The sequence below is a fragment of the Sphingobacterium sp. UBA7249 genome, assembly GCF_002472835.1.
Lineage (GTDB): Bacteria > Bacteroidota > Bacteroidia > Sphingobacteriales > Sphingobacteriaceae > Sphingobacterium > Sphingobacterium prati.
The window spans coordinates 332,608-355,040 of the sequence record NZ_DKST01000028.1; the positions used below are offsets into that span (position 1 = coordinate 332,608).

The following is a 22,433-nucleotide window of genomic DNA, read 5'->3' on the forward strand; positions in this document are numbered from 1 at the left end:
TTATTATTACCGTTGTTGTTCTTTTTACTGCAGCTTTGTAATAATGAGATTCACAATTTATCTGAGCAGCAATGAAGAAAAATAATAAGTATAAAATCCATTTACAGGAATTGGGATTAAAAGATGGTTCACAGGAACAAAGATCGATCAAATTTGAATTTGAAAATCACGACAATATCCTTTCGTTGATAGAAAAGACAAAAGATAGTGGTCGTTTTGAAAACAAATCCGATAATATTGAATTTATTGTGGGCTTGAAACTTTTCAGTGAGGTGATGCTGAGAAATAAGGATAATCCCTTATTTAAAGAATTTTTACCTGCATTCAAGGATTTTATGAAGGAGCTTAAATCTACGAGATAACATATCCGAAAATCTAAGAGCTCAATGGTATTGCCATTTCTCATATAATTTTGAATACTACTATCTTAGTGTTCAGAATTTTTGTGTCTAGTGCGGGAGGTAAGAAATCGTTTATTCATTGTGTCAATGACAGTATCGACGCCATCTTTTCTCAGCCATTCATATTCCAGAGTAGCAAGATCACCGGCAGTATAATGCAATTTTAGTTTACCATCAGTCGCTGCTTCGTACACCACCTGGGCGATGGTTTCTGGTGCGTCACGTTTGGTAGCCGAATCTGCTCTGACTGAGTTTATGTAATGGTTAAAAACTTCCTGATACTCCTGATGAGAAACCATTTGGGCATTGCTGCCGAAGTTTGTCTGCATATATGCCGGCACAATGGTTTTGATAGTTATACCAAATGCACCCAGTTCATAGCTCATTCCTTCTGTCCATGTTTCTAACGCTGATTTTGTTGCAGCATAAATTGCCACAAAGGGATAAGGGATATTTGCGGTTGAAGACGTAACCGTCAAAACTGTTCCCTGTTTTCTTTTTCTGAAGTATGGAAGAAATGCTTTTGTTACGAGTGTTGTTCCTAAAAAATTGATATTGATCAGTTGCTGTAATTGTTCGTCGCTAGTTCCTTCAAACGCCCCCATAAGTCCATATGCTGCGTTGTTTAACAGCACGTCAACCGGGCTAATGCTCTCTGCTTTTTCTGCAATCTGGGCTATCTGCTTTATATCGCCAATATCCAACTTCAGAAGATGAATGTTCGGCAACTGCGTCAGTTCGGTTTCTTGCTCGGGTTGGCGCATGGTAGCAATTACAGTCCAGCCTTTTGAGGCGAATAATTTTGCGCTCGCTTTTCCTAGGCCTGATGATGCTCCGGTGATGAAAATTGTTTTGTTCATTTTTTAATTTCTAGAATTGATAATGCAAAAATGCAGACTTAAAAAATGAACCTACTTACCATTTGGTAAAAAGCGACTCAACGGATATTTTTTCTTATTCTACTCAGAGATTGCGGTGTAATTCCGAGATAAGAGGCAATGTATGACAATGGAATGCGATTGGCAAGGGCTGGGTACTTCTCCATAAATTCCAAATACCGTGTGGTAGCATCTTGTGATATTAGGGGACTCACTCTTTCCAGTTTTTGAACGAGTGATTTGGTGGTGATTTTTTGGATAATGTTTTCCCAATCCACTATAGTGTCTGAAATCTCTTTCCAATCTGCATTGGAAAACACAAGCAGCTTACAAGATGTTGCTGCTTGTATATATTCCGTTGATGGGACATTCTTCAAGTTAAAAAGCAAATGTTTCTCCTCCAAGAAAATCTTGGTAATCTCTTCTCCATTGTTATTGTAGTAATAAATACGCAGAATACCGTCAAGGATAAACCCAACATGCTTTAATACCTTTCCAGCCTCGGCGAAATATTCATCCTTATTAAGTTCGATCTCTTTAGCCCTGCTTTTGACCAGATTGATCTGTTGCCTGTTTAGATTACCAAATTGTAATATGTATTCAATAAATTCTTCCATAGGAGCAAGTTAAAAAAAAACAAACCGTTTCTAATGTCGGGAATTAAAAACAAATTGGTAGCGAATGACGAAAACTCTGACCCGTTGCATCTGTAATTAGAATTATATTATTCTTTTTTTGATGTTTAAAGATTTCAATTCGTTATTTCTTTTTTTGAAGTTGTGCGTTGCTTACATACGATACAATCAAAATTACAAGAAAAGCAAAGCCTGCAAATACTTTTCCAGCTGGGTCTCCAACAATGTAGTGGGCAAGAGCCGCCGAGATAAACATAATCGCAAAGCCTATATATGCCGACTCTTTCAGCAGGCGAATGGGGAGCCACAAAAAAACTGCCCCCATTATTTTTGCAATTCCCAACTCAATTCTAAAGTAATCCGGGAAACCTAAATGTGCCATCGACTCCTTAACCTCTGGCTTAGTGAGGGTTTCAAATGCAATAAATAGCATCATTAGCGAAGTTATTGCTGTTGTCGTGTAGTAGATAATTTTTCGTGCTTTCATTGTTTAATTAATTTGATGTCTTTTTAGATAGTAATGCTTTCTAAAGCTTTCTGTATAGCCTTTTCACGTCCCAATATAGCCTGTCCGTCCGCCCGGAAAATGCCGGCGACTTCAATCCCTATGAGCTCAAGGAAAAAGCGGACATAATTAGTCGTAAAATCGAAAGGCTTTAATTCACCTTCTGTGTATATTCCTCCTGAGGAAGTCACTATATAAGCAATTTTGTCTTTCAGCAATCCTTCAGGTAAAGCTCCTTTTCCGGTATAACGGAATGTGAGCCCAGCCCTGGCAATCTGGTCAAAATAAGCTTTCAATGTGGAGGGGATATTCCAGTTATACATGGGAGCTTCCACAATTAAAATGTCGGTTTCGATTAAGTCTGTGACTGCTCGGTCAGAAACAGCAATTTCGTGTTTCTGCTTGGATGTCCGGTTTTCAGGAGCCGTAAAGAAGGCATCAATATGTGTAGCATTCAAGTGCGGGATTTCATTGAGGTCATATTCCTTTATCTCAACTTCGTGTAATTTTTCTTTGAGCTTTTCAGCAACTTTTTGCCCAAGAACTCTGCTGGCAGAATCGGTTTTTTTAGGACTTGAAATTATGTGCAATATTCGTTTCATTTCTTTGAAAATATGATACTCCAAAAGTATCTATATTAGCTAACCAAACTATAGAAGTTACCCAAAAGTAAGTAGTAACTTTTGGGTTAGTAGGTATAGAGAAATGAAACACAGAATGGCAACAGACCAATTAGAATACTCAGAAAAAACGCTCGTTATCGACCGAAGATGCGTTATATGTCCTAGGTGGCCCGTGGACAATAGGGCTGCATAAAAGGGAAATCACTTCTGATAATTAGCACAAGGCAGGAAAACGAGAGATTTCGGAAGTATTGATCATATAATTCCGGAAAACAGTCTTCCAAAATAAATAATTTTCGGGGTTTATTGTTTTACCCAATAAAGAGTTTTTGAAAATATTCCCTTGTGCGCCACAATTTTCAGTTTTTTCCCTTCCAGGTAGATTTCGCAGTTGCCCTTTTGGCCTGTATCGTGGTTTTCCACTGTCCCCTTCCACTCATTTTTTTCAAAACGTACGTTATAAAGTGTGGGGCGACCTTTTGGATCAACACCGGAGAATTTTCCGTTGTTATTAGAGATGGTGATAATGAAGCCTTCCTCAGTCTTCCATTTACCTACAAAATTATTATTGGTGGATTGGGCAACGCTAATAATTGTAATGAACATGATTACAAGAGATGACAGTACTTTCTTCATATTTTATTATTTTAATGATTTGATACTGCAAAGCAAATTAAAAAATTCTGAAGTGTTTTTAATATATCTTAAAAAATGAAATCACCTGCCTGCCCGAATCACGCTTAGTGTTTGTTGCGTGATACCCAGATAAGATGCAATATATCCCAGAGGGGCTCGTAGTAATATGCCTGGGAATTTGTCGAGCAGATTTTTATAGCGTTGTTCGGCAGATTGAAATTGCAGTGAAAGGATTTTATCCGATAACATACTAACCACTTGCAGGGATACCTTCAACCGGTAGTCTTTAAAAGTGGGAATACCATTACAAAGGGCATCGAGTTTGCTGTAAGGGATGATACGCAAACAAGTTTCTTCCAAAACCTGTTTGCCATAGGGGTGGGGACGGTTAAAAAAAACACTTTCAAAGGATACCAAGAAATTATTCTCATCAAAAAAATAATGGGTGACATCTTTTCCATCTAAATAATAAAAAGCGCGTAACAATCCTTTTTCAACAAAATAAACATTTTGGTGATGGTTATCTGGCTGTGATAATATGGTTCCTTTCGCAAAAGTTTCTGTAGCAAAAGCGTTGTCGATAGCTTCGCATTCGGTCCTGTTTAATTTTGTGTGCTTAAGCAGATAGGGTATGAGTTCCATTTTGTTCAAATATAAAAAAAATGGGAATATTGCTGGATCAGAATTCTATGCTCAAAATAAATCCTAGTTAAGGTGATAATTTCAAACTTAGCATTTTAATATAGCACCACAACTTGCATTGCCCACCAGTTGACGATATTGGCTTAGCCATTTAGAATTCAGTTTTTTACTGATAGGAATAAAATTTTTCCGGCGTATTTGGATTTCTTCTTGACTAAGGTCCACTGAAAGGAGGTAGTTGTCAATATCGATATGGATTAAATCTCCATTTTGTAGTAAGCCAATGACCCCGCCTTCAGCAGCTTCGGGTGAGACGTGGCCTATTGCGGCTCCACGTGTAGCGCCGCTGAATCGGCCATCCGTTATCAATGCGACAGAGCTACCCAATCCCATTCCCATGATTAAGCTAGTCGGCGTCAACATCTCCTGCATCCCGGGGCCGCCTTTAGGACCTTCGTAGCGAATCACTACTACATTGCCTGCTTTAATATCGCCTGCGAGGATTCCCGCAATAGCTTCGGCTTGACTATTGTAGCAAATGGCAGTCCCGGTAAATTTTCTGTCGCCTGTAATTCCTGCGGATTTCACTACGGCGCCCTGCTCAGCGAGATTTCCATATAGAATAGCCAAACCACCAACATGACTATATGGATTATCAATAGTATGTATGACCGTTGTATCTTTGATCTCTGCATTTTCAATCCTTTTGAATAACATTTGGCCGGTAATTGTTTTATTATCCAGGAGCAGATGGTTGCTTCGTTTCGTCATTTCGTTCATTACAGCATTTACCCCGCCGGCGCGATGAATATCCTCCATGTGAATATTACTTAAACTTGGTGATATTTTCGCAATGTGCGATACTTGTTGAGCGATCACGTTGATATCGCTAAGCTGAAAATCGACATCGGCCTCATGCGCTATGGCGAGCATATGGAGCACCGTATTAGTACTTCCTCCCATGGCCATGTCTACTGCGAAAGCGTTCTGTATGGCCTTTTCATTGATGATATTTTTAAGCTTGAATTGTTTTGAAAGTTGACTGTCTTTAGCGATTTCACAAATTCTTCTGGCCGCCTTCCGATACAGATCCTCCCGCTCAGGTGTCAGTGCCAAGATTGTACCATTTCCGGGTAATGCAATACCCATAGCTTCCATTAAGGTATTCATGGAGTTTGCAGTAAACATGCCTGAGCAGCTCCCTCCGCTAGGGCATGCGTTACACTCGATATCTTTAAGCTCGTCCTCATTAAGAATGCCAGCTTCATGTTTACCTACAGCTTCGAAAGCGGTGGCCAAGTCTATTGCAGAGCCATCTTTACTGTAGCCTTTTTGCATTGGGCCACCACTTACAAAGATCGTTGGTACATCCACTCGGAGAGCCCCCATGATCATTCCCGGTACGATCTTATCACAGTTTGGAATCGCTATCATCGCGTCCAATTTGTGTGCATTCATGACGCTTTCAATTGAGTTGGCGATCAGTTCGCGGCTAGGTAGCGAGTATAACATCCCGTCATGGCCCATTGCGATACCATCGTCTATGCCGATCGTATTAAATTCAAACGGGACGCATCCATTAGCTCTGATTTCTTCTTTAATGATTTCAGCAACCTTATTAAGAAAATAATGCCCAGGGATTATTTCGATGAATGAATTCGCTACTCCAATAAATGGCTTACAAAAATCGTCATCTTTCAGTCCCGTTGCCCGCAACAATGCCCTGTGGGGGGTACGTTGATAACCTTTTTTTACTTCGTCGCTTCTCATTTCATTTTATATATTAGATTTCAGTCTGCTTAATGTTTCAGGAGATATGGCTAGATAGGCAGCCAAATTAGCATTGGACAATCGCTGTGTCAGTTCGGGATTATTTTTCAGTAAGTCCCGATACCGTTCCTTTGCGGTCTGAGTTAATAAGCTACTGAGTTTGTTGTTTATTACTGTTAATCCATATTCCAGGATGTAGATATAAAATTTGTCCCATTCGGGTATATTGGCTCTCAAATATGAGAAGTCGGCGTGGCTAATGCTGAGCACCTCACTATCTTCTACGGCTTGAATAAATTCTGTCGCCGGCAGTCTAGAAATAAAGCTGACAATAGAGGTCAAAAATGTGTGCTCGAAAGCCATGAAGCGAGTTGCGGACGATAGGTCGTCGTTTCGAAAATAAAGACGTAGACAACCTTTGCTGACAAAAAAAAGACGATCCGCAACAGTACCTTCTTCGAGTAGATGCTCATTCTTTTTTATTGACTCAGGATTGAAATACGTTATAATCTCCGTTAATTGATCTTCGGTTAACGTTACTTTTTCCCGTATTAATTGCAAAAGTTGTTCTTTCATCGCTTACTGTTCTACAGCATCAAAGATGCAGCAAATATTAGGATAAAGCTGTTGACATTAGTCAAAATCGTTAGCTCCGAATCTTTTTTTGGCCGATAGAGAATAGGTTGCCCATGGATAACCTATTCGGGCGTTAAAGTATGGTGTTTTCGATCAGTACTTTGCGCCGAATATGAACCTCCTTGGAATAAAGTGGAATATGCTGATACTTTATGAACTCGTCGATCGTAGCAAACAACTGCGTCCTGGTTTAGTTCGCTGATCGAGTAAGTAGATAGCAGTCAGTGGATGAAGAGCTAGAGGGAATGAACTTCATAGCATGACAAAATTGGACGTATAACCAATACTTGTTCGTTTAATTTAATTGAACTTTGCAATAGTACGTAACATTAGGTACACAACAAAGATTAATCACATTTAAAACAAAAAAGATGAGCAAGACAATTTTAATTACAGGCGCTGCAAGTGGGTTTGGAAAAATCGCAGCATTTGCGCTAGCGAAAAAAGGATACAAAATTATTGCCACAGCTCAGATTTATCCCCAAATGAGCGACCTGATTAGAGAAGGTCGAGAACAAGGGATAGAATTCATTGTTGACAAATTAGATGTTACCGATGCGCGTGATATTGCTTACATCGTTGGAAAATATGATATTGACATTTTAATCAGTAATGCTGGAATTATGGAAGGAGGACCTATTGCCGAGCAGCCAATTGATCTTATCCGCTCCATGTTTGATGTAAATGTTTTTGGGGGGCTGGAACTTGCACAAGGTTTTATTAAAAAATTTATCGATCAGAAGAAACCAGGTAAAATCGTATTTACCACTTCAATGGGCGGATTGTGGACGGTACCTTATGTTGCAGCTTATTGTGCTTCTAAGCACGCCATGGAAGCAATTGCCGAAGGTTTGAAGACAGAACTAGCCCAGTTTAATATCAAGATTGCTACATGTAATCCTGGTATATTTGGGACTGGATTTAACGATCGTGGTGTAGATACTATTTTCCGTTGGTACAATCCGAAAACCAATTTTACACCACCTTCGGTTTTTGATGGTACGGCAGAATCTTTAGCCAATCAGCTGGACCCTGAATCAATGGCGGACGTTATCGTAAATGTAGCGCTCGATGACAACAGCAATTTCAGAAATTTACATCCCAAAGAAACAGAAGATTTTGTAAAACAGTTGCAAGTGGAAGCTTGGACTGCAAAAAGTTAATTTAACATAGCCTGTATGTGCAATATTGTTTTAATATTGCGCATACTCATACGTATATTAAAATCAAAAACAAGATGAATATTACATATAATGAGGCTGCAAAAGCTTTGGATACTTCTATAGAAAAAGCCAAGTCCCTCCATATTCCTGTGAGCCTTGCCGTAGTGGATACGGGTGGTCATTTGGTGGCGTTTGGCAGACTTGACAGTGTCTACGGTGTTATCGATTTCGCAGTAAAAAAAGCAAGAACAGCTGTCATGTTTGGCGTAGATAGTGACACTATGGGTACCATTGTTTCCGGGGCAGATATACATGGATTTGGAATGTTGAATTCCAATGAAGGGTTAATGACTATTGCTGGTGGTGTAGTGATCAAAAATAAGGATGGCAAGATAATTGGAGCAATTGCATCCTCAGGCGGAAGCCCAGATCAGGATAAAGAAATTGCAATGGCAGGAGCAGTTTCTATTTCCTGAAATTTAAATTTTTAAAATATGGATGGTACGAGGGAGATCATATTTGACAGACTGGTTTACTCCTGTCAGTTTGACAAGCATAGGGGGTATGAGGAGTTTATCCCAGAGCACCTACTAGGGTTTCAGCTCTCAGGAGAGACACACGCTGTTTATCCGGGGGGAACGACGGTTGTTCCTGAAAATACGATTGTATTGATTAGAAAAAATCAGTTGATCCGCACAACAAAATACCCGTCAAAGTCAGGAGCGTATAAATTTGTTTCTATTACGCTGGATAGAGAAGTTCTGAATAAATATGCGCTGGAAAATAAAATTGAAGTAGAAGACGGATATACAGGGGGGCAAAGATTGTTTTTTGAACCTGACGATTTCATTCGAAGCTATTTTATTTCGCTTGCACCATACATCAACAAGAAAAAAGAAGCTACTCCAAAGTTAGCAGATCTCAAAATCAGGGAAGCAATAGAGCTGCTTTTGCAAGCTAACCCTGATTTTAAACAGATTTTGTTTGATTTTTCATCTCCCTACAAGATAGATCTGCAGGATTTTATGGAACAGAACTATATGTTTAATGTCTCTATCGAGGCATTTGCCAAACTAACAGGTAGGAGTCTTTCTAGTTTTAAACGCGATTTCAATAAAGCATTTAATGCGACACCTAAACAGTGGCTTCTTGAACGTCGCCTTGAGGAAGCTTACTATTTTATAAAATATCTTAAGCGAAAGCCCGTAGATTTCTATTTGGATCTCGGATTCGAGAATCTTTCACATTTTTATTTTTCATTTAAGAAAAAATACGGTTTTACAACCTCTGACCTTAGAAAAATAGAAGATTAGTGATTCAAAAATGAAATCAGTATTTCACCAGATCTAAAAGAACAGTACAACACTATTAATCAGATAAAATGAATAACGTCGAACATATAATTATGTGGGTCAAGGGGGATATTTTACAGGGAAAATGGATGATGGGAATTTCTATTTTTGTTGTTTTGCCCATTTTGTTTTTTCTTGTAAAAAATGGAGGCGTTCTACAAAAAGGAATAGCCCTACCACTCAGCTTTTTATTTGTAGTGAATTTGGGATACGCTAGTTTTATGTTGTCATCAAAGCCTAAATATTCTGCAGATATGGAGAAGTCGTATCATCAGAACCTTTCTCAAACTTTAATGCAGGAATATAAAAAAATAAAAGGTTTTGATAGAAGTTACACCCTGACCAAATATTTATGGGCCGCTTTATGTGCAGGATCAATAATAGGCTATTTCAGCATTTCAAAAGAATACTTCCAGGGCTTGTCTATTGGATTTGCGTTGATGTTCTTTGGTTTGTTACTTGTCGATGTTTTCTTGCATAGCCGATTAAAACTCTGTTTAGCAGCTTTTTCTCAAAATAATCTACCAATTTAAGAATACTGCAACGCAAGTTCACGTAGAACCAGCCTACATATAGGTAAACGAGACCGTGAATTTTTGTTTGTGCTTAAAGCAGATTGACTAAACATATAAATAATAAAAGCGCTGAAGTTTTTCGGATCATGACTAATTACTGTGATATTCTTCAATGGATTTAAAATGCGTTTTAGCCATAATCAATTTGTTTTCAGAAATCAGCAATAATGATCTTTTTCATTCCCATCATTTTTTTGAACGCATCTGGTCTTTTGTTGAGCTCTTCCCAATTTTCGGGAGAAACCTGCCAGCTTAATCCGTATCTGTCTTTCAGCCAGCCACAAACGCTTTCTTGTCCTCCTTCCGATGTCAGAGCATCCCAGTAGTAGTCTATTTCAATCTGGTCTTTACATGGGATCATCAGCGAAATAGCCTCGTTAAATTTGAATATCGGTCCGGCATTGATCCCGATGAAACGCATTCCCAAAATCTCAAACTCAACGGTAAGCACTTTTCCGGCGAAATCCTTCTGGAAATCAGCCAGTCCTTCGGTTTCTGAATTCGGGTAATAAGTAATATTGATGATCTTGCCATCTTTGAAAACCGACACGTAATATTCTGCGGCTTCCTGTGCGTTGCTGTCAAACCAAAGGTTTGGAATTATCTTTTGCATAGCTTTTATATTTTTTGGTTATTTTTTTTATTTTCTGTAGAACTGAAAAATCGACTATCCCCGGCTGTTTCAATTTATGTCCCTTGATGCAAATTCCCAGTATTTTTTCATAGCCATTTCTGTTTTTTATCCCTGCTGTAATGGAAAACGTTTTGAATTTTGTTGATTTGCCAGTCTTACAAATTTAAAAGATTTGTTCTTGAGTCAACTTTCCATAGGGTAAGAAATAGAATAACATTCACGGCTAGGTGGGTCATTAAAAAAGTACGGCGTCCTAGCAAATCTGATAAGGCATAACCCTTTTATTTCTTTTTTTTAACGGCCTTATTTTCTACAAGCGACTTCATTGGCGTCATAACAGCTCTAATTAGTTGTATAGTCTTCATTTAAAATGCATTATTTAGTATATTTATATATCAAAATTGTGTAAATTAAAAATAAATAAAACTATAATAGTATATTTATGTTCTAATATAGTTTTATGAAGTATAAACTTTTACAACAAATGCTGCCGTTGATTGAGCAATTCGAAGATGAAAATAAGAATGGTAGCTATAGTCATGATGTTGAGGGATTTAAATGCTGGGTGGTAAGCAAGCAAAGTGGTTTATTAGCTGAACCGCAATGGGAAGGTAAAGAAAACGGGCGTAGTCCGGAGAGTGTGATAAGTACATTAATTGTGCATATGAACAGATTTGCAAAAAGTTATTCAAAAGCTGCTATTTGGGGATCTGCTTTTTCTACACAAGAGGAATTTATCTATTTGATTACATTGAAATCATTTGGAGAGATGACAAAGATGCAATTGATCAAACGCAATATCCATGAAAAGCCAGTCGGTATGGCCATTATTAACCGTTTGCTCAAGCAAGGATGGATTAGTCAGGATGAGTCTGATATGGATAAGCGTAGCAAAGTAATTCACCTGACATCAGCCGGTTCAAAAGTATTGGATCAACAAATGGAGAAAATACGTCATGCTACACAGCTCGTTTCTGGCGATCTTACTTATAATGAAAAGATGATATTGATAAACTTGTTGAATAAACTTAAGGATTTCCATCAGTTAATTTATGATAAAAATATTGCGACTAACAAATTGTTGGATGGAGCCAACATATAAATTCGAAAGAAAATGAAGAAGAAAATAGCTGTCATTGGTGCAGGTTTTTCGGGGCTTTCGGCTGCTGCCTATTTGGGTCGAGCTGGGTATGCTGTTCATGTTTTTGAAAAGCATGGACAGCCGGGCGGACGTGCTCGACAATTTTCTACGCCCGAGGGCTTTAAGTTTGATATGGGCCCTAGCTGGTACTGGATGCCCGATATTATAGAATCCTTTTTCTCGGATTTTGGCTACAATAGCTCAGATTTCTTTGATCTCATGTCGCTCAACCCACAGTTTGAAATGATTTTTTCTTCTGGAAAGATCAGTGTTCCGGAGTCGTATGAAGAGTTAAAGCGGCTCTTCGAAAGCATTGAAGCTGGGGCCGGGGCGCAACTTGAAAAATTTATGCATGCCGCAAAATTCAAATACGAAGTAGGGATGCGTGATTTTGTCAATAAACCTTGCCATAGTTGGTTCGAATTCATATCTCCCAAAATTGCACGGAGCGCATTCAGATTGGATTTGCTTTCTAGTTTTAGATCTTATGTCGCAAAATATTTTACTGACGAAAGACTACGTACGCTGATGGAATTTCCGGTTATATTTTTGGGGGCTTCTCCCAAGGATATCCCAGCATTATATAGCTTGATGAATTATGGCGGCTATGCACTAGGAACACATTATCCCAAAGGCGGGTTTTATCAATTGGTATTGGCTATGCAGCAGGTAGCCGAAGCGCAGGGTGTAACATTCCATTTTAACCATAATGTCGATGCAATAAATATAGAAAACAAAAAGATCCGTTCGCTCAGGATTAATGGCGAAAATCAAGAATTTGATCTCGTGGTTGCCTCGGCCGATTATCATCATATTGAAATGCAATTACCCGAAAAGTTTAGGAATTATGATGCCGCATATTGGAAAAGTAGGACATTTGCTCCTTCCAGCTTGATTTATTACCTCGGACTGAAATCATCCATAGCTAACCTGACACATCATACACTTTTCTTCGAGTATCCTCTGGATGACCATATTGACTGCATTTATGCCGATAAAAAATGGCCTGAAAATCCACTTTTCTATGCCTGTTGTCCATCAAAATCGGATATGGATGTTGCCCCGGCCGGTCAGGAGAACCTCTTTTTGTTGATGCCTTTGGCAACCGGCATCTTGGATAACGAAGAAACCCGTGAGGAGTATCTGATGCATATGCTCGAACGCCTCGAAAAACAAACCGGTACAAAAAATCTCTATCAGCAGATTTTATATAAAAGGAGCTATTGTGTCAGTGATTTTGTCCGGGATTATAATGCTTATGGTGGAAATGCCTATGGGCTCGCAAATACCTTGAAACAGACCGCAGTATTGAAACCGAAAATTAGAAACAAATCCGTTCAAAATCTTTTTTATACGGGGCAGCTTACTGTGCCTGGACCAGGCGTGCCACCCTCTATTATATCGGGAAAAATTGTTGCCAAAGAAGCCATTGAATCCTTTCGTAAATTATAAGATATGAAGAAACTATTTGATGAACTCGCTTATGAAGTAAGCAAAAAAACAACTGAAAAGTATAGTACCAGCTTTTCTCTTGGTATTTTGGCGCTGAAGCCTAGTATTCGCGACAGTATTTATGCCATTTATGGATATGTGCGACTTGCTGACGAAATTGTGGATAGTTTCCATGGTTATGATAGGCAGCGCTTGCTGGGAAGGCTATATCTCGAAACAAGCTATGCGTTGGAGGAACGCATTTCTTTAAATCCAATATTGCAATCCTTTCAGGAGACGGTACATAAATATAACATAGATAGTGATCTTATTCGTCAATTTCTCCATAGTATGAAAATGGATTTGAACAAGGTGGATTATAACTCCGAACGTTATAAAGAATATATTTATGGATCTGCAGAAGTTGTCGGATTAATGTGCTTACAGGTTTTTACGGAAGGAGACAAGCAACATTACCAGGAGTTAAAACCTTATGCGATGAAACTTGGTTCTGCTTTTCAAAAAATAAACTTTTTGCGGGATCTTAAAGATGACTATCATGTCCTTGGGCGTACCTATTTTCCGAACTTGGATATGACCGTTTTCGACAACGCACTCAAAAGCCAGATTGAGGATGAAATTCACAATGAATTTAAGGAAGCCCTTTTGGGAATTAAAAAATTGCCTACATCGGCAAAATTTGGTGTTTATCTGGCTTACAAATATTATCTTTCGTTATTTGCCAAGATCCGGAAAAAATCTTCAAAAGAAATTCTGGAAAATAGAATTAGAGTTCCGAATGCAGAGAAAGCCTACGTTGCTTTAAAAAGTTACTTGCGTTACAAAACGGCTTATTTATAAAATAGAGATATGAATTTTATTACCATATTGATCACTTTTATTGCTATGGAGGGCGCTACCTGGCTTATTCATAAATATATTATGCATGGTTTTCTTTGGATATTGCACAGAGATCATCATGACCATAGTAATGCGGGATTTTTGGAAAAGAATGATTACTTTTTTGTCATCTTTGCGCTTCCTACCATTGCATTAATGTATTTTGGATCGCTAAAGGATTACAATTATCTGTTTTATATAGGTTTGGGGATTATGCTCTACGGTATGGCATACTTCTTTGTACATGATATTTTTATCCATCAACGGTTCAAATTGCTGAGCAAAACAAACAATCGTTACTTTTTGGCACTTCGTCGTGCCCACAAACAACATCATAAGCATTTAGGCAAGGAAGAAGGTGAATGTTTCGGCTTCTTATATGTTCCGATGAAATATTTTAAAATGTACAGTAATAATGAAAAGGCGTGATGGAATATACTTATTCACTTATCTTATTTTTTACGGTAGTAATCTGTTTTGTCGCCTCCTTCGACAGGCGGCTTCGATTCGATCGTGAATTTATTCCATTTTTCAAGGCTTCAGCCCTCGTCGCGATATTTTTTATCGCCTGGGACATCTGGTTTACCAGTCGTGGTGTATGGTGGTTCGATACCCGTTATACGATAGGGGTAGTGATTGCAGGATTGCCTCTGGAAGAATGGTTGTTTTTTATTTTTATTCCTTTTTCCTGTATCTTCACCTATTTCTGCATAAGTAAGTTTTTCAGATTGGAGCAGCTCAGTGCATTTAATAATATATTGGTCTTTGTGAGCGTTATCATTTGCGCTGTAGTAGCTCTCCGCTATGCAGACCGAATATATACAGTTGTCACAGCAGTGGTGACCATCCTGACACTATTGATCTTCCATTTTGTATTACGTGTACAATGGATCACGCAGGCCTCTTTGGTTTTTACATTGCTTATGTTGGGTTTTTTGCCAGTTAATGGCATACTTACGGGGACAGGGCTGGAATCGCCGATAGTCAATTATAATCCAGCAGATTTTATGGGGATTCGGATACTCACAATTCCGATTGAGGATGCGGTATACGGATATAGCCAATTTTTATTGGTACTTTATTTTTTCAAAAAATTTCAGGGCAGACAATTAGGGCGAACAAGACAAGCACAATTTATCAGTTCTCGCCCTTAAAAAATTAAAATTATGAACAGAAATAACGTTGTGCTCGTAGATGAAAACGATCAAGCACTTGGGCAGATGGATAAGCTATCCGCACACCAGCAGGGGCTGCTACACCGTGCCTTTTCAATCTTTATTTTTAACGGTAGCGGAGAGTTACTCCTCCAGCGACGTGCGTTTGATAAATATCATGGAGGTGGTCTTTGGACCAATACCTGCTGCTCACACCCCCAGCTTGGAGAGGACCTATTGGATAGTGCCCAGGAGCGATTGTTTTTTGAAATGGGTATTTCTTGCCAACTGACCTTTTCTTTTTCCTTTATTTATCATGCTGAAGTAGAGAATAACCTGATCGAATACGAGTACGATCACGTTTTTACCGGGTATTTCAGTGCAGACCCTATACCCAATCCAGCAGAAGCCGCTGATTTTAGGTGGTGTCCGGTTGATGAGGTTCTAGCAGATATTTCCGTTCATCCAGAGTATTACACATACTGGTTTAAGGCGGCTCTCCCGCAGGTGATAAATCGGATATAGTCCCCTTTTATCCAATTTTTTTTCTAAGCCATTTACGTAGTGGTTCGTCATACCATTTCAGACTAATATATGCGAGTATGATACTGATCACCAATATCAGTAAAGCATAAGGCCAGACTTGTGCAATTGTCACACCTTTATTGTTGCTGATCCAAGCCACATAAAAGTATACAAGTGGATAGTGAACTAAATAAAGGGGATAGGAGATATCGCCTAGGAATTTACATATTTTCTTTTCCAGAGCGCTATTGATTACAGCACTGGAGCCTAGATAAACAATAGCTGGAAAAAGAATTATTATACAAACGGACTCGTAGATACCATTCATCCAAAGTCGCTCAGCCCCACCTATGCGGGGCATGTATAGGATTGTTGCCACTAATATGCTGCACCATAAAAACGCATATTTAATTCGCTTGGGAGTAGATATTCTTGAAAGTAACAATCCGGCAAAAAAAGGATACATCGTTCTTGTAATACCGATGTACACCTGTTCACTGTTCAAAGTCCAGCCACCACTAACGTCACCATTCGGACTCGTAATAGCTAGATGGGCCAATGCAACAGCAGCAATGAAAACAAAAACACCCAAAGCTTTTTTGGACAACTTTCGGATACCGATTGCATATAAAATATTAGCAATGTACTCAAAGAATAATGACCAACCGACGCTATTGAGAGGATGCATTTCTTGCCAACCACGTATATCCAATGATAATGGAACAGGTAGTATCGTATAGCCAATCAGCATTACCAATAACATTTTCCAAAATGGAACAGTGTGAATGAGAGGCCAAATTGTCGAATCTGTAAAATAAAAACCAATTGCTCCAAGTGTCATACCCAGTATAACCATAGGTTGTAAACGTTCGATACGACGCTTGAGGAATGTACCAATTGTCAACTTTTGCCAGCGATCGTCATATGCGTAACCGATCACGAAGCCAGACAATAGAAAGAAAAAATCAACCGCCAGATAACCATGGTTAACCAAAATATCGAGGTGACCAGTTCCCAATGGTTCAGTCAAGTGAAAGGTGACAACGATGATTGCAGCGACTCCACGTAATCCATCAAGTACCGGGTAGTGTGGTTTTGTTGAAAGCTTTGTGATATTCATTGATCTTGGCTACGGTATTAATCTATTCGTTCATACATATTTGAAAGAGTCGGTGAAATTAAATAAATATGTTTTGCGAATTTGATCAAATCGTATCAAAACCTAGCTGAATAGTATCATTTGAGTGTGCTTTCTATAAAAGCACACTCAAATCTTTAAAATAGAAAGCCATTTGAATATCTTAAAACCCCGGTTTCTATCATGTATTCTTTATCATGGGCTGAATCTAGGTGCTATTGGCAAAATAGCCCGCTGCTAAGGCCTGACATTTTCACTGCAGCAAAAAAAAAGAGAAATAGTTCCTTATTTTATATATCTGAGTAATCTGTTGGTCTACACAGGGTTGTTATATTTTTAGAAACATTATTTTGGTATTGGGGCAGCTCAGCCATTGGTTTATACAAAGGCCCGAAAGCTTTCCAATGTGTATCGCGCTCTGTCATATTTTCGAAAGTCGTAAGATAAATTAAATTAGGCATTGTGCTCCCTGCAATCACCTGACCATAAAAAACTGCATTAAAATTTAGTTTTTTGAAGATATCGATCTCCCCGTTATTAAACATGGAGATTTTATTTGCAGATAACTTTTCCGTTGGGCCTTCATAGCTCCTCAATTCGTAAACACGTTCACTTTTATCAGCGTTTAATTTTGGAAGAGAAGGAGATGGCATCCCCTCAAAGGCTTTCATTAAAATTGTTTCAACCCTTGAATATGGAGCACGGTTATGTGCAGCATCTAAGTATTCCTTTCCGGACGCCAAATATTGTTTATCTTTTAAAATATCTACATCAAGATTTGCATATTTTTCAAGATTGAGCGATGAACTGAATACGTAAATCAATTTATCTGCTTTGTCCTTATTGTCAATCGGTTTGAAAACGCCAATCTCTTTAAATCCTAATTTGTGCATTGCTGGCAGGTAGGCGTTTTCGAGAAAACGATCGATCACTTGTTCTTGTTCTGTCGTCTGGAAGTGATAAACTTTCAATTGAAAATAAGTGGTTGTTGCGTTAGCAAAACAGCTGGATTGACTACTGATAAAAATCAATATTATTAATATCCAATGTCCTGGATTCATTGACTTGACCATGTTTAACATTTAGTTTTATAGATTTAGATTATTATTTTTTTGTTTTCTTCTCATTAAGAAAATACAGATTAAAAATAGGTTTTTTTTGGAACAATATATAGTGCGAAATAAATCGGCAGGTATGATGAATTTATTTCTGTGCTATTATCTTCCTGTTCTGGCGCACGAATTGCCACAATGAGACAATCGAAGATGGAGCAACTTGAATTGGGAATGTCCAAATCGCAAGTCGTTAATATCCTAGGATCATCCTATTCAATTGGACAAAAGAGAAATTGTATCGCGAATTTCAGCCAATATATAAGGAACCAAGACCGTAAATTTTAATCTTTCCAGCGTCCTAAACGACACTCTTCATCAAAGTTTTCATCATCTCTTCTGATGATCTTCGGCAAAGCACTGTGATCTGAAAGAGTTTTTTTTTTATTTTATTGTACTTCACTTGATATGCCGACTAGGTTAGCAACTCCATTCTTTTTTTATAAGTTGTAATATTTTTATCTTTTTGAAGACTAACAAGTAAAGTAATATAAAATAAGACATCCTCGTAAAGTATGAGCATCGAAAAAAACTTTATTACGTTAATAACTTCCAACCAGGCTATCATTCATCGCATCTGCTGCATGTATCTAGACAATAAAGCCGACAGGGAAGATTTATTTCAAGAAATAGTGTTGCAGGCATGGAAATCATTCAAAAGCTTTAGGGGAGATGCCAAGTTTCAAACATGGCTATATCGAGTAGGCTTAAATACGGCGATCACATATATCAAACGAGGCAGCAGGAATACTCTTGCCGAACTGCAATTTAGCCAAGAAAGCTATTGCGAAATCGTGTATCAGGAGGATGAAGATAGCCTGGTCATGTATCAGGCGATAAGCAAGCTGACAAAAGTAGAAAAGGCACTGGTAACGCTCTATCTCGAAGACTACAGTTATAATGAAATTGCTGAGACTATGGGGATGACGCCTAATCACGTAGCCGTAAAGATATCGCGGATCAAAACAAAATTAAAAGAACTAAGCAAACAACTATCGTAATGGAACTTGATCAATTTAAATACAAAATTCAAAAAGATCGTGTTGAAGGCCAGGCGAGAGCGACACTCTTATCTCAGCATGCTATTGAAAAAATAATGATACAAAAATCGACCGGTTTACTTGATCTAATAGATCAGAATTTAAGAAAGAATATGCGTTATGGCTCAGTGATTGTCATCCTGTGCATCGGTATTTTCTTGTATTTCTATGATAGTGCATTTTGGGGGTACTATTTCATCTTTGGTACAGTGGTCGAGGCGGGATTGATATATATGGCCTATAAACTGCGAAAAAATATTCATCAAAGTTATGAAACAGATTTGCCCTTAAGTGATCGTTTCAAGAATATACAGCGGTTCATCTCTGCCTATTTGAAATTTTATAATTTGACGGGAATTACGCTCTGCCTCTTACTGACAATGGTCCTTTCAATAAAAAATATTGAAGCCTTTAATCTAGATTCAATATTCAATGCAGCTGTACTTTTTAGGTTTGCTGTCCTGGGGGTAATTTTTTATTTTTCGCACATCTATTCTTATAAAAAATATGTTAAGCCTCATCAAGACATGTTAGTGGATTTACGGTATCATATAACTGAATTGGAGGAGTTTCGCACAGCAGATATAAGCGATTTGAAAAATTCAAATTAGATCAATATCATTGCAGTACCACAATACGTTAGAACCCGATGGTAGTGAATTCAGTATCTTTTTTTTTATGGCTTTCGGAGTTGAGTTATGCCCTTAGAACTTAAAGTCGTAGACTTTAAGTTCTTCTCAGGTGCCTTTCCACAATGCCTTGTGAAAAGACACCTGAGATACAAGATAAAACTATTGAGATCTTTTTCATAATCCATAGTTTTCTACAACGGATTTCATAGCCGGGCGTCTCTTTTTGGGTTGATATTTACACTTCTATTAACCATTGTCGGTTTTGGTACATTTAATGTGGAAAATGAATTGTCCTATGGTGTCGCGTATATCCAATTAATTCGACAAAAGAATATCTATTTTTTTATAAAAATCTTTGGTTTCACCTCTAAAGTATTGAACAAGATTGCCTTCTGGATCGATGAGTATTTTCGTCGGGTAGGTATCAATATTATACTTTATCGACAAATCCTCGCGATTTTTTCCATTTAAAGTCTGCGGCCAGACCAATTGTTGTTCTTCGATTACCGCTCTCCATTCATAAGCCTTTTCACGGCATGCTATCCCAATAATTTCCAAGTTATTTTTGTATTTGTGATAGTATTCTTTCATTCTCGGCAATCCTTCAATACAGGGCGCGCACCAGGTACCCCAAAAGTCCAGCACCACATATTTCCCCTTTAGTTTTTCTGACGTAAGATTTTGACCTTTATCTGTTACAATTGAAAAAGGAGGGAATTTCTTTCCAGGTTCAATAGTAGATACGTTCTTAAGCTTATTTTTGATTGTTGTAAGATATCTAGAATCAAAAAGGTGAGGAGGAAATAAGTTATAGAGTGAATCAAGTTTTGTCCATTCCTCGATATTGAGATAATTAGAAAGAACATATGCACCGACAATATTATCTGTGTTGTTGAGTACAAATTGCTCTGCAACCTCATGTTCTATCTGAAGGATACGATCATATATGCTACGGTATACTGCTTTTTCCTCTTCAGTTTTGTGTTTGACATAACTAGAGTCGATAACGCTTCGGGCGACTTTCACTAGCGGGTTGAAGCTCGTTCTAAAATCTTCATATTTTCGCTGATACCTATCATTACTGAATACGACTTTTGTAGAAGTTAATTCGGAAAAACCAGCAATCAAATTTAGCTTTCCTCTGCCGACAAAAAAATCCCGTTTGGTAACCTCTTTTGTATTTGGTTTGATTAGCACAAGTGTAAGTAACTCGGGATGCTTTAAATCTCGTTTGAAGCTAAATTTGCCGGTATTGGTGACCAATGTATCCACCAGATTGCCATCACCAAACATGATGATAATAGAATCTTTAGTCTCGATTTTCCCATCAACAAATAGGTTCTGAGCTGACGCAGGGAAGTAGAAGAGAAGACATAGTATCGTAAACAAACTATTAATTTTCATCAATCAATATTTTTAACCATCATTCTAAAGAGATTCACGTTTTGATTTAACCCCATTCAGAATAATGTTGAGTTGTACCAGAAGGAAGATTACAAAAACAATTTGAAAACTTAACAAAGCCGTAGGGAGGGGGATGTTTAATAAATTATGGAGGAATTTAGTGATAAATTCATAGGAGAACAAACCAAATAAAGTTCCTAAAACGAAGAAGAATATAGAAATTCTTTTCTCTTTTTTAATTAGTTTTTCCTTCCTAGTATTTAGCTTAATCCTTGCCATCATAGTCTCCTCAAAGTTATGGAATGGCATTTCCAATTTGCCTTTTTGCATAAGGCGAGAAAATAGCTTTTCATTTGAATCTAGTTTTGACATTTTATTTTTGAAGTTCAGATTTTAATAAAAGTGTTAGAATAGCAAACATATTTTTCCGCCCTCTATGTAGTATGACCTTAGCGTTTGATGTTGACCATCCAGTGATTTCGCATACTGATTTTATACTTTCTTCTTGTAAATAGAACAATCGCAATGCAAGACTTTCTTTTGGAGGTAATCTTTTCAGCCCTTCATTGATTAAAACATCTTGATGTTCATTTTTAAGCGTCAATAGATCGCTTTCATCTACAACATCATCATCCAGTTCTAGTTTAAAGTCAATAATCTCTCGTTTGCGTGCTTTGAGGTACATAAAAGATTCATTGACAACAATCCGATAAAACCAGGTGCTAAATTTGGATTTTCCATTAAAAGATTTTAGGTTATTATAGGTCTTTATAAATGAAATTTGGACTACTTCTTCAGCTGCAAATTGATCTTTTACTATTGAGCTAGCAAGTGAAAAAGCCATGTCCTTATAGTTCTCTAGAATGTACCGGAATGAATCAGCATCTCCTTCACAGACCTTGCGTATATAGGTTTCTTCCATATCCTAAATATGGATTACTTTTTACCGATATAATTGGCGATGACAAGTGATAAGCCGCCGCAAATTGCTAATATCGAAATCGGCAGCGATCCAGGCCCTTTAAGTAGTCCATTATTTGCCAAAATAGCAATCAATAGAAGCCCTACACCTAAGCCCAATACTACTACACCCAGTTTCAACCAAGGAAATGGTGTATCTGTTCGTTCTTGTATAGGCGGAATACCTTTTTCGATCCTTAGCAGACGTTCTTTGTGCCTAGCTCTATGTGAAAAATACCAAGTGAGGAATCCAAAAAGTAGGAGTAATGTAAATACTACAGCAAAAATGACTGATTTTTCCATAACATAAATTGTATTTAATTTACTCTTAAGATGATTGAAAGAGACTAAAGGTTACACGAATAGCAAAATAAGATTATTTTCTAACTTTTCTATGATTAGATCCTGATAGGATAGGAAACTTCATTACTTATCACTAGTTAGTTCACACATGAACGCATTTTTTGCAAGTTAAAAATATCCTCAATAGTCAAGGATATGTTCAGCTTGTTTTTGAGCACTTTTTGTTGTAACCAGTCGTTATAG

At 37.9% G+C, this 22,433-nt stretch carries 29 protein-coding genes; 14 read left to right on the plus strand and 15 right to left on the minus strand.

Annotation, left to right across the window (positions count from 1 at the left end):
• Window positions 1-71 precede the first annotated feature (71 nt).
• The gene (locus tag B4A24_RS20855; RefSeq protein ID WP_293946896.1) at window positions 72-362 is read left to right on the plus strand and encodes a DUF3861 domain-containing protein; all 291 of its coding nucleotides are present in this window, start codon (window positions 72-74) and stop codon (window positions 360-362) included.
• A gap of 65 nt (window positions 363-427) precedes the next feature.
• Here the strand turns inward: B4A24_RS20855 and B4A24_RS20860 are convergent, their stop codons facing one another.
• From B4A24_RS20860 to B4A24_RS20895, 8 genes are all read right to left on the minus strand, one after another.
• Window positions 428-1,261, minus strand: a complete 834-nt coding sequence (locus B4A24_RS20860) for an SDR family oxidoreductase (protein WP_293946897.1) — start codon at window positions 1,259-1,261, stop codon at window positions 428-430.
• Window positions 1,262-1,338: 77 nt separating this feature from the next.
• Window positions 1,339-1,896 (minus strand): Crp/Fnr family transcriptional regulator, encoded by a 558-nt coding sequence (locus B4A24_RS20865; protein WP_293946898.1) that lies wholly within the window; start codon window positions 1,894-1,896, stop codon window positions 1,339-1,341.
• 142 nt (window positions 1,897-2,038) lie between these two features.
• Window positions 2,039-2,401 (minus strand): DoxX family protein, encoded by a 363-nt coding sequence (locus tag B4A24_RS20870; protein ID WP_293946899.1) that lies wholly within the window; start codon window positions 2,399-2,401, stop codon window positions 2,039-2,041.
• Window positions 2,402-2,424: 23 nt separating this feature from the next.
• The gene (locus tag B4A24_RS20875; protein ID WP_293946900.1) at window positions 2,425-3,021 is read right to left on the minus strand and encodes an FMN-dependent NADH-azoreductase; all 597 of its coding nucleotides are present in this window, start codon (window positions 3,019-3,021) and stop codon (window positions 2,425-2,427) included.
• Window positions 3,022-3,345: 324 nt separating this feature from the next.
• Window positions 3,346-3,678, minus strand: coding sequence for a hypothetical protein (locus tag B4A24_RS20880; RefSeq protein ID WP_293946901.1), 333 nt, complete (start codon window positions 3,676-3,678; stop codon window positions 3,346-3,348).
• An 81-nt stretch (window positions 3,679-3,759) separates the two neighbouring features.
• Window positions 3,760-4,320, minus strand: coding sequence for a Crp/Fnr family transcriptional regulator (locus B4A24_RS20885; RefSeq protein ID WP_293946902.1), 561 nt, complete (start codon window positions 4,318-4,320; stop codon window positions 3,760-3,762).
• An 87-nt stretch (window positions 4,321-4,407) separates the two neighbouring features.
• Window positions 4,408-6,090, minus strand: a complete 1,683-nt coding sequence (gene ilvD, locus B4A24_RS20890; RefSeq protein ID WP_293946903.1) for a dihydroxy-acid dehydratase — start codon at window positions 6,088-6,090, stop codon at window positions 4,408-4,410.
• Between the two features lie 6 nt (window positions 6,091-6,096).
• Complete coding sequence (locus B4A24_RS20895) at window positions 6,097-6,666, minus strand: Crp/Fnr family transcriptional regulator (protein ID WP_293946904.1); 570 nt, start codon at window positions 6,664-6,666, stop codon at window positions 6,097-6,099.
• Between the two features lie 431 nt (window positions 6,667-7,097).
• Between B4A24_RS20895 and B4A24_RS20900 the strand changes: the two genes are divergently transcribed.
• The 4 genes from B4A24_RS20900 to B4A24_RS20915 all read left to right on the plus strand — a co-directional run bounded on the left by B4A24_RS20900 (window position 7,098) and on the right by B4A24_RS20915 (window position 9,774).
• Window positions 7,098-7,889, plus strand: coding sequence for an SDR family oxidoreductase (locus B4A24_RS20900; RefSeq protein ID WP_293946905.1), 792 nt, complete (start codon window positions 7,098-7,100; stop codon window positions 7,887-7,889).
• A gap of 74 nt (window positions 7,890-7,963) precedes the next feature.
• Entirely contained in the window at window positions 7,964-8,365 is a 402-nt protein-coding gene (locus tag B4A24_RS20905) for a GlcG/HbpS family heme-binding protein (protein ID WP_293946906.1), read from the plus strand.
• An 18-nt stretch (window positions 8,366-8,383) separates the two neighbouring features.
• A complete protein-coding gene (locus B4A24_RS20910; RefSeq protein ID WP_293946907.1) occupies window positions 8,384-9,202 on the plus strand; it encodes a helix-turn-helix domain-containing protein in 819 nt (272 codons plus the stop codon).
• A 68-nt stretch (window positions 9,203-9,270) separates the two neighbouring features.
• Complete coding sequence (locus B4A24_RS20915) at window positions 9,271-9,774, plus strand: hypothetical protein (protein WP_293946908.1); 504 nt, start codon at window positions 9,271-9,273, stop codon at window positions 9,772-9,774.
• Between the two features lie 193 nt (window positions 9,775-9,967).
• Here the strand turns inward: B4A24_RS20915 and B4A24_RS20920 are convergent, their stop codons facing one another.
• Entirely contained in the window at window positions 9,968-10,429 is a 462-nt protein-coding gene (locus tag B4A24_RS20920) for a VOC family protein (protein ID WP_293946909.1), read from the minus strand.
• Between the two features lie 481 nt (window positions 10,430-10,910).
• Between B4A24_RS20920 and B4A24_RS20925 the strand changes: the two genes are divergently transcribed.
• Genes B4A24_RS20925 through idi form a run of 6 tightly spaced genes read left to right on the plus strand, consistent with a single transcriptional unit; the run spans window position 10,911 to window position 15,601 of the window.
• Window positions 10,911-11,552, plus strand: coding sequence for a MarR family winged helix-turn-helix transcriptional regulator (locus B4A24_RS20925; protein ID WP_293946910.1), 642 nt, complete (start codon window positions 10,911-10,913; stop codon window positions 11,550-11,552).
• Between the two features lie 12 nt (window positions 11,553-11,564).
• On the plus strand, window positions 11,565-13,043 hold the full coding sequence (locus B4A24_RS20930) for a phytoene desaturase family protein (protein WP_293946911.1): 1,479 nt from the start codon (window positions 11,565-11,567) through the stop codon (window positions 13,041-13,043).
• A gap of 3 nt (window positions 13,044-13,046) precedes the next feature.
• Window positions 13,047-13,883 carry a phytoene/squalene synthase family protein gene (locus tag B4A24_RS20935; RefSeq protein WP_293946912.1) on the plus strand — a complete coding sequence of 279 codons (837 nt, stop codon included), beginning with the start codon at window positions 13,047-13,049 and terminating at the stop codon, window positions 13,881-13,883.
• 9 nt (window positions 13,884-13,892) lie between these two features.
• The gene (locus B4A24_RS23965; protein ID WP_293946913.1) at window positions 13,893-14,351 is read left to right on the plus strand and encodes a sterol desaturase family protein; all 459 of its coding nucleotides are present in this window, start codon (window positions 13,893-13,895) and stop codon (window positions 14,349-14,351) included.
• The gene (locus B4A24_RS20945) at window positions 14,351-15,076 is read left to right on the plus strand and encodes a lycopene cyclase domain-containing protein (RefSeq protein ID WP_293946914.1); all 726 of its coding nucleotides are present in this window, start codon (window positions 14,351-14,353) and stop codon (window positions 15,074-15,076) included. The genes B4A24_RS23965 and B4A24_RS20945 overlap by 1 nt, the downstream gene beginning before the upstream one ends.
• 12 nt (window positions 15,077-15,088) lie before the next feature.
• Window positions 15,089-15,601 carry an isopentenyl-diphosphate Delta-isomerase gene (gene idi / locus B4A24_RS20950; protein WP_293946915.1) on the plus strand — a complete coding sequence of 171 codons (513 nt, stop codon included), beginning with the start codon at window positions 15,089-15,091 and terminating at the stop codon, window positions 15,599-15,601.
• Between the two features lie 7 nt (window positions 15,602-15,608).
• Here the strand turns inward: idi and B4A24_RS20955 are convergent, their stop codons facing one another.
• Together B4A24_RS20955 and B4A24_RS20960 are read right to left on the minus strand one after the other, a co-directional pair.
• Window positions 15,609-16,721: an acyltransferase family protein gene (locus B4A24_RS20955; protein WP_293946916.1), complete on the minus strand. Its 1,113-nt coding sequence runs from the start codon at window positions 16,719-16,721 to the stop codon at window positions 15,609-15,611.
• A 308-nt stretch (window positions 16,722-17,029) separates the two neighbouring features.
• Entirely contained in the window at window positions 17,030-17,800 is a 771-nt protein-coding gene (locus B4A24_RS20960; RefSeq protein ID WP_293946917.1) for an NIPSNAP family protein, read from the minus strand.
• A 189-nt stretch (window positions 17,801-17,989) separates the two neighbouring features.
• On the opposite strand from B4A24_RS20960, the gene bamE reads away from it, so the two are divergent.
• The 3 genes from bamE to B4A24_RS20970 all read left to right on the plus strand — a co-directional run bounded on the left by bamE (window position 17,990) and on the right by B4A24_RS20970 (window position 19,502).
• Window positions 17,990-18,139 carry an outer membrane protein assembly factor BamE domain-containing protein gene (gene bamE, locus B4A24_RS23950; protein WP_409456459.1) on the plus strand — a complete coding sequence of 50 codons (150 nt, stop codon included), beginning with the start codon at window positions 17,990-17,992 and terminating at the stop codon, window positions 18,137-18,139.
• Between the two features lie 227 nt (window positions 18,140-18,366).
• Window positions 18,367-18,852, plus strand: a complete 486-nt coding sequence (locus B4A24_RS20965; protein ID WP_293946918.1) for an RNA polymerase sigma factor — start codon at window positions 18,367-18,369, stop codon at window positions 18,850-18,852.
• On the plus strand, window positions 18,852-19,502 hold the full coding sequence (locus B4A24_RS20970; RefSeq protein WP_293946919.1) for a hypothetical protein: 651 nt from the start codon (window positions 18,852-18,854) through the stop codon (window positions 19,500-19,502). The genes B4A24_RS20965 and B4A24_RS20970 overlap by 1 nt, the downstream gene beginning before the upstream one ends.
• 336 nt (window positions 19,503-19,838) lie before the next feature.
• Here B4A24_RS20970 and B4A24_RS20975 read toward each other — a convergent pair whose 3' ends face one another.
• The 4 genes from B4A24_RS20975 to B4A24_RS20990 are packed head-to-tail and all read right to left on the minus strand — an operon-like array spanning window position 19,839 to window position 22,190.
• The gene (locus tag B4A24_RS20975) at window positions 19,839-20,927 is read right to left on the minus strand and encodes a TlpA family protein disulfide reductase (protein ID WP_293946920.1); all 1,089 of its coding nucleotides are present in this window, start codon (window positions 20,925-20,927) and stop codon (window positions 19,839-19,841) included.
• 24 nt (window positions 20,928-20,951) lie between these two features.
• Entirely contained in the window at window positions 20,952-21,299 is a 348-nt protein-coding gene (locus B4A24_RS20980; RefSeq protein WP_293946921.1) for a hypothetical protein, read from the minus strand.
• A gap of 1 nt (window position 21,300) precedes the next feature.
• Window positions 21,301-21,849, minus strand: coding sequence for an RNA polymerase sigma factor (locus B4A24_RS20985; RefSeq protein WP_293946922.1), 549 nt, complete (start codon window positions 21,847-21,849; stop codon window positions 21,301-21,303).
• Between the two features lie 14 nt (window positions 21,850-21,863).
• A complete protein-coding gene (locus tag B4A24_RS20990; protein WP_293946923.1) occupies window positions 21,864-22,190 on the minus strand; it encodes a DUF6249 domain-containing protein in 327 nt (108 codons plus the stop codon).
• Window positions 22,191-22,433: the final 243 nt, after the last annotated feature.

Bases quoted from the DNA above. Each gene is read 5' to 3' on its own strand.
- B4A24_RS20855 (WP_293946896.1), top strand. From the start codon at position 72: ATGAAGAAAAATAATAAGTATAAAATCCATTTACAGGAATTGGGATTA.
- B4A24_RS20860 (WP_293946897.1), bottom strand. From the start codon at position 1,261: ATGAACAAAACAATTTTCATCACCGGAGCATCATCAGGCCTAGGAAAA.
- B4A24_RS20865 (WP_293946898.1), bottom strand. From the start codon at position 1,896: ATGGAAGAATTTATTGAATACATATTACAATTTGGTAATCTAAACAGG.
- B4A24_RS20870 (WP_293946899.1), bottom strand. From the start codon at position 2,401: ATGAAAGCACGAAAAATTATCTACTACACGACAACAGCAATAACTTCG.
- B4A24_RS20875 (WP_293946900.1), bottom strand. From the start codon at position 3,021: ATGAAACGAATATTGCACATAATTTCAAGTCCTAAAAAAACCGATTCT.
- B4A24_RS20880 (WP_293946901.1), bottom strand. From the start codon at position 3,678: ATGAAGAAAGTACTGTCATCTCTTGTAATCATGTTCATTACAATTATT.
- B4A24_RS20885 (WP_293946902.1), bottom strand. From the start codon at position 4,320: ATGGAACTCATACCCTATCTGCTTAAGCACACAAAATTAAACAGGACC.
- ilvD (WP_293946903.1), bottom strand. From the start codon at position 6,090: ATGAGAAGCGACGAAGTAAAAAAAGGTTATCAACGTACCCCCCACAGG.
- B4A24_RS20895 (WP_293946904.1), bottom strand. From the start codon at position 6,666: ATGAAAGAACAACTTTTGCAATTAATACGGGAAAAAGTAACGTTAACC.
- B4A24_RS20900 (WP_293946905.1), top strand. From the start codon at position 7,098: ATGAGCAAGACAATTTTAATTACAGGCGCTGCAAGTGGGTTTGGAAAA.
- B4A24_RS20905 (WP_293946906.1), top strand. From the start codon at position 7,964: ATGAATATTACATATAATGAGGCTGCAAAAGCTTTGGATACTTCTATA.
- B4A24_RS20910 (WP_293946907.1), top strand. From the start codon at position 8,384: ATGGATGGTACGAGGGAGATCATATTTGACAGACTGGTTTACTCCTGT.
- B4A24_RS20915 (WP_293946908.1), top strand. From the start codon at position 9,271: ATGAATAACGTCGAACATATAATTATGTGGGTCAAGGGGGATATTTTA.
- B4A24_RS20920 (WP_293946909.1), bottom strand. From the start codon at position 10,429: ATGCAAAAGATAATTCCAAACCTTTGGTTTGACAGCAACGCACAGGAA.
- B4A24_RS20925 (WP_293946910.1), top strand. From the start codon at position 10,911: ATGAAGTATAAACTTTTACAACAAATGCTGCCGTTGATTGAGCAATTC.
- B4A24_RS20930 (WP_293946911.1), top strand. From the start codon at position 11,565: ATGAAGAAGAAAATAGCTGTCATTGGTGCAGGTTTTTCGGGGCTTTCG.
- B4A24_RS20935 (WP_293946912.1), top strand. From the start codon at position 13,047: ATGAAGAAACTATTTGATGAACTCGCTTATGAAGTAAGCAAAAAAACA.
- B4A24_RS23965 (WP_293946913.1), top strand. From the start codon at position 13,893: ATGAATTTTATTACCATATTGATCACTTTTATTGCTATGGAGGGCGCT.
- B4A24_RS20945 (WP_293946914.1), top strand. From the start codon at position 14,351: ATGGAATATACTTATTCACTTATCTTATTTTTTACGGTAGTAATCTGT.
- idi (WP_293946915.1), top strand. From the start codon at position 15,089: ATGAACAGAAATAACGTTGTGCTCGTAGATGAAAACGATCAAGCACTT.
- B4A24_RS20955 (WP_293946916.1), bottom strand. From the start codon at position 16,721: ATGAATATCACAAAGCTTTCAACAAAACCACACTACCCGGTACTTGAT.
- B4A24_RS20960 (WP_293946917.1), bottom strand. From the start codon at position 17,800: ATGAATCCAGGACATTGGATATTAATAATATTGATTTTTATCAGTAGT.
- bamE (WP_409456459.1), top strand. From the start codon at position 17,990: ATGAGACAATCGAAGATGGAGCAACTTGAATTGGGAATGTCCAAATCG.
- B4A24_RS20965 (WP_293946918.1), top strand. From the start codon at position 18,367: ATGAGCATCGAAAAAAACTTTATTACGTTAATAACTTCCAACCAGGCT.
- B4A24_RS20970 (WP_293946919.1), top strand. From the start codon at position 18,852: ATGGAACTTGATCAATTTAAATACAAAATTCAAAAAGATCGTGTTGAA.
- B4A24_RS20975 (WP_293946920.1), bottom strand. From the start codon at position 20,927: ATGAAAATTAATAGTTTGTTTACGATACTATGTCTTCTCTTCTACTTC.
- B4A24_RS20980 (WP_293946921.1), bottom strand. From the start codon at position 21,299: ATGTCAAAACTAGATTCAAATGAAAAGCTATTTTCTCGCCTTATGCAA.
- B4A24_RS20985 (WP_293946922.1), bottom strand. From the start codon at position 21,849: ATGGAAGAAACCTATATACGCAAGGTCTGTGAAGGAGATGCTGATTCA.
- B4A24_RS20990 (WP_293946923.1), bottom strand. From the start codon at position 22,190: ATGGAAAAATCAGTCATTTTTGCTGTAGTATTTACATTACTCCTACTT.